Origin of the sequence: Paenibacillus sp. KS1 (genome assembly GCF_001680695.1) — a bacterium.
Lineage (GTDB): Bacteria > Bacillota > Bacilli > Paenibacillales > Paenibacillaceae > Paenibacillus_B > Paenibacillus_B suaedae.
Window position 1 is genome coordinate 1 of record NZ_MAIS01000151.1, and the last position, 7,456, is coordinate 7,456.

Annotated in this window: 7 protein-coding genes; 4 read left to right on the forward strand and 3 right to left on the reverse strand. The window is 40.2% G+C overall.

Translation table 11 applies throughout. The features are described from left to right. The first annotated feature begins 78 nt into the window (after window positions 1-78). Together BBG47_RS26765 and BBG47_RS26770 are read left to right on the forward strand one after the other, a co-directional pair. Window positions 79-1,149, forward strand: coding sequence for a DUF3810 domain-containing protein (locus BBG47_RS26765; protein WP_065294287.1), 1,071 nt, complete (start codon window positions 79-81; stop codon window positions 1,147-1,149). Between the two features lie 205 nt (window positions 1,150-1,354). Then, on the forward strand, window positions 1,355-2,068 hold the full coding sequence (locus tag BBG47_RS26770) for a copper amine oxidase N-terminal domain-containing protein (protein WP_065294282.1): 714 nt from the start codon (window positions 1,355-1,357) through the stop codon (window positions 2,066-2,068). A 275-nt stretch (window positions 2,069-2,343) separates the two neighbouring features. On the opposite strand, the gene BBG47_RS26775 is transcribed toward BBG47_RS26770, so the two are convergent. Further along, window positions 2,344-3,753 carry an alpha/beta hydrolase family protein gene (locus tag BBG47_RS26775; protein WP_065294283.1) on the reverse strand — a complete coding sequence of 470 codons (1,410 nt, stop codon included), beginning with the start codon at window positions 3,751-3,753 and terminating at the stop codon, window positions 2,344-2,346. A 104-nt stretch (window positions 3,754-3,857) separates the two neighbouring features. Beyond that, window positions 3,858-4,502, reverse strand: a complete 645-nt coding sequence (locus BBG47_RS26780) for a TetR/AcrR family transcriptional regulator (RefSeq protein ID WP_065294284.1) — start codon at window positions 4,500-4,502, stop codon at window positions 3,858-3,860. A gap of 348 nt (window positions 4,503-4,850) precedes the next feature. On the opposite strand from BBG47_RS26780, the gene BBG47_RS26785 reads away from it, so the two are divergent. Both BBG47_RS26785 and BBG47_RS26790 read left to right on the forward strand, forming a co-directional pair. Next, window positions 4,851-5,204 (forward strand): hypothetical protein, encoded by a 354-nt coding sequence (locus tag BBG47_RS26785; RefSeq protein ID WP_065294285.1) that lies wholly within the window; start codon window positions 4,851-4,853, stop codon window positions 5,202-5,204. 367 nt (window positions 5,205-5,571) lie between these two features. Then, window positions 5,572-6,813 carry a P1 family peptidase gene (locus BBG47_RS26790; protein ID WP_254659941.1) on the forward strand — a complete coding sequence of 414 codons (1,242 nt, stop codon included), beginning with the start codon at window positions 5,572-5,574 and terminating at the stop codon, window positions 6,811-6,813. A gap of 197 nt (window positions 6,814-7,010) precedes the next feature. Here the strand turns inward: BBG47_RS26790 and BBG47_RS26795 are convergent, their stop codons facing one another. After that, complete coding sequence (locus tag BBG47_RS26795) at window positions 7,011-7,223, reverse strand: hypothetical protein (RefSeq protein ID WP_065294286.1); 213 nt, start codon at window positions 7,221-7,223, stop codon at window positions 7,011-7,013. Window positions 7,224-7,456 lie beyond the last annotated feature (233 nt).

A 7,456-nucleotide genomic window follows, 5' to 3' on the forward strand; every position in this document is an offset into this window, starting at 1 on the left:
CAAATAAATAATAAATGCAGCCGATTGGCTTTGATAGGAGGATGTGTTATCAAAAAGCTTTTACTTAAGAGATTGCCATTGATCTCACTTGGAGTTATAGCTTATATACTGACAAAATACGCGCAGAACCATCAGGATTGGGCAGAAAAATACAGTAGGTCTGTATATCCGATATTGTCAAAAACAGTAGGATTTGTACCTTCTTGGGTCAAATTTTCTGTTAGTGAATGGCTCGTAGTGTTGGTTGTGTTACTTTTGCTATTTTATATAGGTTATTATGTGCGCAAGGTTATCATGAGTAAAGGTGCACGTAGGATGGTAGTTTATCGTGGTACTCTAGGAATAGTTGCAATCTGTAGCGTGATATATTTTTGCTATACTGTTTTGGGTGGAATAAACTATCACAGATATTCTTTTTTGTCCTATACCGAATATCAAGAGGGAAACTACAGCGAGGACGAACTAGTGAAATTGTGTAAGTCACTTGCTGTTGAAATGGAATTGGCAAGGGGAAAGTTAGAGGATACTGCTCTTTTGGCTCAAGTACCAGATAGTTTTAATTATTATGCACAACACGCAGTGCTGTCGATGCAAATGTTATCAAAGAAATATCCTGTTTTGGAGCATTCTTTATATTCAACACCAAAACCAGTGGTGATGTCAAAACTAATGTCGCGTGCAGGGATACACGGTATTTTTGTCCCTTTTACTTTTGAATCCAATATTAATGTTAATGTGCCAGTTTTCTTAGTGTCTGCTACTATGGCACATGAATTGGCACATCAGAGTGGTTTTATGCATGAGGATGAGGCAAATTTTATAGCTTATCTGGCATGTAAGCAGCAGGATGATCCAATGATACTCTACAGTGGTTTTTTTCTAGCGTTTGATTATTCTATATCAGCACTAAAGAAAGTTGATTCAGATCAGGCGTCTGATATAATGTCCAGTCTGTCCAAGGCGGTGCAGCATGATATACAACAAAATGAGCAGTACCGGGATAAGTATGAGGGTGTTATTTCGAGTATTTCAAGAATTGTAAATGACTTATATCTGAAGGCGAATAATCAGACAGACGGTTTGAATAGCTATAGTGGTATGGTAAATTTGTTGCTAGCAGAGCAGCGAGGAATAGAGAAGTATCATTAAATAAAGTATAGATATTATTAGGAGTGAAATAAACAAAATAAAAGTATTTCCCATTCCATATGCTGGAGCGTCGGTAAATGTATATTGTGAATGGAAAAAACTACTGCCGGATAGATATGAAGATCGATAAAGATGTAATTTATCAATAAGTGTGATAAGATCGTTCTGGGAATTCCGTCCAATAATATATTTTAGGAGGTTTAAAATGAAGAAAAAGCAGGTCATTGTTGTATCACTTGTTTTTGCTCTTGCCTCTTTGTTAGTTGGGGGAGCATTTGCTAGTGGGAAAATCTCAATTGTTGTAAACGGTCGAACAGTACCTACTGACGTTTCGCCTCGCAATGTTGATGGAAGAGTCATGGTTCCTATTAGTACGATTTCTAAGGCATTAGGTGCTGATGTTACTTGGGATTCTAAAAAACAAACAGTAATTATTAATCAGAAAAGCGGAACTTCGGTTTCTACTCCTGATCTATGGAATGAAAAATTAAATCTGACCGGGGGACAATGGGCAGACATCGTATCTTTAATTAATAAGTATTTCGTTACATATGATTCTAGGGATGAAGAAGCTTGGAAAAAAACAATAGCCTCTAGTTACTTGAATAACGGGTCAATCGAACTACCAGGAGGAGGAGTATATCCTTCCATTTTAGAGTTGAAAATAGTAGATGCTAAAAAAATAGTAGATGCTAAAAGAAAAGGGGAAGGTAGGAGCGATGGAGACCAATACAAAGTACGTGTAAAAATAGTTCATTATATGAACTTATCCACACCATTTGTGGCTGAATGGGACTTTGATGTAGCTCCATATATGAGCAAGGGATACCTGATAGATTATGCAAACATAATCAGTGATACCCAAGTAAAGAATTACACCGTTTTCCCTGGTTTAACATTCCAAGATGTTTCTGAATAAATATTATATTTATGATATGTAATGAACCCCATAGCTTATCGGAGAATGTCCTATAAGCTATGGGGTTTCCTTTATTTCAGCGTACTTTCGCTAGTTATTTCTTACAGATTTGGAGCATTTCGTCGCACCTGTACAAACTAAAGGTTGTGAATCACCTATAGTTCCGCAGGAGAAGATATCGCCAAAAGTCAGACGATCCCTCCGAAGTGATGAACCAATGGATGAACAGTCCGGGATGGCGTGCCACCATCCATATACAAAAGAGCTACCATATATCAATATCTAGTTAAGTTAATTTCAGGATGTTGCTGCTGAATTTCGTTCATTTTATTATCGGTGATTCCCTTTAAATTTTTATCAAAGAAGCTCAGTGACAATTCGTTAATCAATTGAAAAATCGCGGGTACATCAGCTCCTGGTTCATTAATGATCGACGAAACGGCTGCTAAGTCAGTGAAACTGCCATGATTCGTTTTAGGAATTATCACAGTATACACGCCAGGTTTTTCAATGGTTTGATTTCTCAGGTAGGCCTCCACAAACAATTCATCCCGATTTCCTGGTTCCCGGCCAATTGCCTCTTTCATGAACCTAATCGAAGCCTCGGCATTCATCAGCATAAACGGCTTTCCAGGGCCATCTTTCGGCATAGGGTCACCATACAATCCGCCATCCATATCAATGGCAGCTTTGATTCTATCATCCTTTACCAACATTTGAGCTGAAGTGGCACCACCAAAAGAATGACCTAACATACCTATATGGTCATAATCTATTAACTTAGCGATCGGCTTAAATTTATCGTCAAAATCAGCTTTGGTTACTTCATCTAGCACAAATGCGGCATCCTGCTCCCAAAGTTTAATCCGATTGTTTAAAAAAGTGATTGTATTTTCAATAGGTGTAAAATCAACCCGATCTCCATCCGGGAAGACGGTTGTTGCCGCATCGCCTGTAAAGTTAAGAGCAACGATTACATAACCGTGACTTGCCAACTCCTCCAACTGAAAGGTGTTTTGTTGACTATATAGGCTCATACCATGTGCAAACAATAACAGTGGGAATTTCTTTGTTGCTTGTAAGGGTGTGGCGTCTGTAAACGAATGCGTTTCGGTCAATCCCAAATGAGTGGTTGCGATATAAGGGAATCCCTGTGTAGCTGATATTTGTTTAGTTAATGCATCAATATTCTTATTATAAGGAGCAGGAGAGCCTGCCCCTTTTTCGGCTGGATAATAAACCTGTACCATCAATTCACGATATACTTGACTATTTGGAACAACAAATTCTTTTCGATTCTGATCAACAAGATGAAAGGCTTGCGTACCTACCGCATATTCTCCCGTAGGCTTTGGAAATGTGAGCAGGGGAAAAATCGTCGGTAAAGAAATCATGGCAGCCGCCGCGGCAACAATACCTGCCCCTTTTAAAATTCTCACTCCTCTTTTTTTTGATACATTCGTGTTGCGTGGTTTGATAAAAACCTGCAGGGTCAAAAGCACTGTTACGATATAAGCTGGTATCAAGCGCCAGTTGACCCCGACTGCAAGGTTAGTTGCAAATAAGGCTATATAAGTTACCGATAAAATGATGACATTATACTTGGTAACACCACGCTGCTTAAAAAGCAACAAGATGCTTGATACGATCAGTAGAGCTACAAAAATAAACTCTAAGTTTCTCATCATAGAACCTCCATTTTATATACATACATTTGAATGTATGTGGGTAAATTTTTTTACATTCATTTGAATGTAAAATGAAAAAATAATAAACTACATTGAGTAGTTTATTGTTCCTGTACGTTATCAAACAACTCCAGAAAAACATTTTTCAATTCTTCATTGACTATTGGCATGCCAATTCTTTCAAACATTAGGGCGATATGCTCAATTTTCTGAACAAATTCCTCGCGGCTGACATGAAAGATTCCTGGATTCATCCAGATATCAAAAAGCATTGTAAAAATTTCTGCTGTTTGCTTTGGATACGCAACTTGGATCGAACCGTCTTTATTACCTTCTTCAATGACTTTGTGAATGCCTGGCGCAACAACTCTCATACCTTCTGTAATCCGACTAAAAACAAACTCAGCTGAAATCATTTCGCGAGAAATGGTCGATTGGTCACCGTTTTTTATACTTTGTAGAATCGAATATTTGATTCCTTGTCTTAAACGATCTAAGGCATTTAAGTTTTCTAAATCATCAATATTATTAAAAACATCTTGCTGGATCATCATCTCTTTGGTAACGGACTGAATGATGTCTGAGATTGATTTGAAATGATGATAGAAAGCACCTCGAGTAATGTCTCCTACATCATCTACAATATCCTGAATCGTTACATTGTTCCAACCTTTAAGCGTAAATAGTCTAACTGCAGATTCCATAATTCTTTTTCGTGTAATTTCCGGAAATTTATTTCTGGCCATTTTATTTCTCCTACACATACATTTAAATGTATCTAAATGATAAGCGAAGCCATCAGCTATGTCAACTTGGGCCCTATAGAGAACCAAACACGCCAATATGGCATGTACAACAGGCACATAGTGGGAGCTCATCTCCTCAGACGCGATAATCATTTGTGACCTAAGGCGAATCACGCGGATACAGTGAAAGGCGCCGAGAAATCGGCACTTTTTCTTTATGATCAACTTTCAATTGTGTAAAGATAAAGAAGAAGATTTCGTCCAAACGGATAAACCCTTTAATGAATATGATATTACAGGATGAAGACTCTTTTCTTAATATCTAAATTTATTAAAGGGAGAGTATGTATGATTCGTAAATATTCGACTGGGCCGCTAAATAATCTAACGGAGAAAGACAAGATTGTATCTAAAGATATTGCTGTGAACTCGCTAAACCAGCATCAACATAGAAATGCTAGAGTAAGAATCAAAGTGTTTGCATTAAACGGAAAGAAGAAATTGATTCATAACGTTGTATTTACTGTGAAACCGAATGCATCCACATTCAATAGCTTTTTTGTGGGAAATACGAAACAGTATGAAGTTCAATTTATTACAAATCAATCGAAAGTTCAATTTGCATCGTTTGGGATTAGTCCGAAAGATCGTTATGTTGCCGCACATCGAGTAATTAATAGTGAATTAACAAGAATCTTATGAGGATGACTTCTCATAATTTCTATTGATCTAGGTGCTATCTTGAAAAGATTCGTTCGCTAAGCCAGTCATTGTTCTTCGCTCAATTTAAACGCCTAAGTGGGGTTTCCAATCTTAGGCGTTGTTCTTTATGTCGGACACATTTCTCCACTTCCTTCAGATAAATTTCAATTTCAACAGTTTACTGCTAATGTCGCTATTGATTCGAAGCAGTATATTCGGGCCCGAAACTGAGCCAATCCACCTGACAAGGTGGATTTTTTGGTTTTCATCAGAGCACGTTTGTCATCCCAAACATATTATTTATAGATGAACGTCATCAGATGAGGCTTTAAGCAGTACAATTCTGCATGAAATCGGAGTTGAAAAAATGGATAGAAAAAAAACAAAATTGACCGCGAAAATCATAAAGCCAGAGGATGCAAGGTATGATGAGAAGCGCGGGAACGCAGACAAAGCTATTCGAAGGGCGAAATATTGGGGTTTTCCAGTTCGAATGAGGAATTCAGGGATTTATCGAGGCAAAGGGGTACCTGAAAAAAACAATAAAATTTTTTTCAATAATGAGAAGAATCCCGTAAAGAAAGTATATCAAGATGATCACAGCATACTTAATCATCCGATTGGACCGAGTGCCAACCGATTAATTGGTCAGGGGACAAAAGTTTATGCCAAAGGGAGTATTACTGATGTTCCGGGTATCCTAGTGGGGCACGCAGAGGATAGAAGCGGTCGTACTGGTTGCACGGTTATTTTGTACCCTGAAGGTGCAGTTCCCGGCGTGGATGTCAGAGGCGGTTATCCGGGTACGGAACAGACAGATGCGATTAAACCCGGAACTTCAACAGACCTTATACAGGGGGTTCTTCTTACGGGCGGAAGCAACTTCGGTCTTGCGGCAACAGCAGGTGTCGTGAACTGGCTTGCAGAGCATGGGTACGGTACCCCGACAGATGTTGGACCGCTCCCTACTGTGCCTGCGGCTGTTATTTTTGACCTTTATTATGCGAAAGGCTCCCGCAGGCCTGATGCACAGTTGGGCTACAAGGCAGCACAAGCTGCGAAGTCCGGTGCCGTGGCGCAGGGCAGTGTTGGTGCTGGAGCGGGTGCGACGGTAGGGAAAATCTACGGTACGCCGATGAAGGGCGGAGTTGGAACCGCCTCTTGGCAAATCCCGGGCGGTCCTATAGTAGCCGCTATTGTAGTCGTCAATGCCCTTGGAGATATTTGGAATAATGATCATATCATAGCCGGGGCGCTCGAGCCTGATGGTAAATTCGTTAACCAAACTCGGGCAATTCTTGAAGGAATACCACCAATGCCGATCTCGACCCGGAGCAGAAGCACAACCATCGCTGTCATCGCAACCACTGCAAAACTAGACAAAGCCGAGGCAGGGAGGGTTGCGACACTCGCCCATGACGGAATGGCGCGGGCGATTTCACCGGTGCATATTCAGGGTGACGGGGACACTGTATTCTGCATAGCTACCGGAACCGATAATAGCGGGCTTATTGGTAATGCTGCCGTAACCGCAGTCGGCACCGTAGCAGCGGTGGTGCTTGAGCAGGCTATCGTCAGAGGAGTAAAGGCAGCCCAAGCAGAAAATTAACATCAACAAAGTAAGAAGTGAAATGAGGTTCCGATCACTTCCAAACTGTTCGTTCAAACAGCAAAAATGGGATGAGGACAAGATCCTCAACCCATTTTGTCAACAACCCCTTCTAGACATGGGACTATTTACGTGAAATTCCTATCACTCTTATCTATTAGTGCAACATTTAGGGGATTCCATGTGATTCAAGTTAACTACTTATTCTGATTAAGTTGAGCTCGCAACACGTCTTGACCTGTTGCAATGGCACCGTCCCTAAGGGCAGTTACGATTCTCCCCAAAACAATATCAACGGGTTGGTTTTCGTCATTTACTGCATCTAGAAGATGTTTGCCGAAGTTGTTAGCGCCGCTTTTTAAAGCAGAGTCAAGGAAACCCTTGAAAAATTCTTTGTGTTTATCAGACATGTATCTCACCCCCTTCCGATAATACGGGTATCCCCCTGAAGTATAGTCTGATGGAAATTCGACTTACTGCTAGCGTCGACCAACTAACATCAGGAGTGGTTTAGAAGGAGAGATGTTTCTCTTCTTTTTCTAAGGCCATTTCTTGCACCAGCTATTTGGCTTTTTCTTTTGCACGTCTTTTTGCACGATCCTTTGCACGATCCTTCGCACGTTCTTTCGCACGTTCTTTCGCA

Excerpts from the sequence above, each read along its gene's own strand:
- BBG47_RS26770 (WP_065294282.1), top strand. The coding sequence starts at position 1,355 with ATGAAGAAAAAGCAGGTCATTGTTGTATCACTTGTTTTTGCTCTTGCC.
- BBG47_RS26775 (WP_065294283.1), bottom strand. The coding sequence starts at position 3,753 with ATGAGAAACTTAGAGTTTATTTTTGTAGCTCTACTGATCGTATCAAGC.
- BBG47_RS26780 (WP_065294284.1), bottom strand. The coding sequence starts at position 4,502 with ATGGCCAGAAATAAATTTCCGGAAATTACACGAAAAAGAATTATGGAA.
- BBG47_RS26785 (WP_065294285.1), top strand. The coding sequence starts at position 4,851 with ATGATTCGTAAATATTCGACTGGGCCGCTAAATAATCTAACGGAGAAA.
- BBG47_RS26790 (WP_254659941.1), top strand. The coding sequence starts at position 5,572 with ATGGATAGAAAAAAAACAAAATTGACCGCGAAAATCATAAAGCCAGAG.
- BBG47_RS26795 (WP_065294286.1), bottom strand. The coding sequence starts at position 7,223 with ATGTCTGATAAACACAAAGAATTTTTCAAGGGTTTCCTTGACTCTGCT.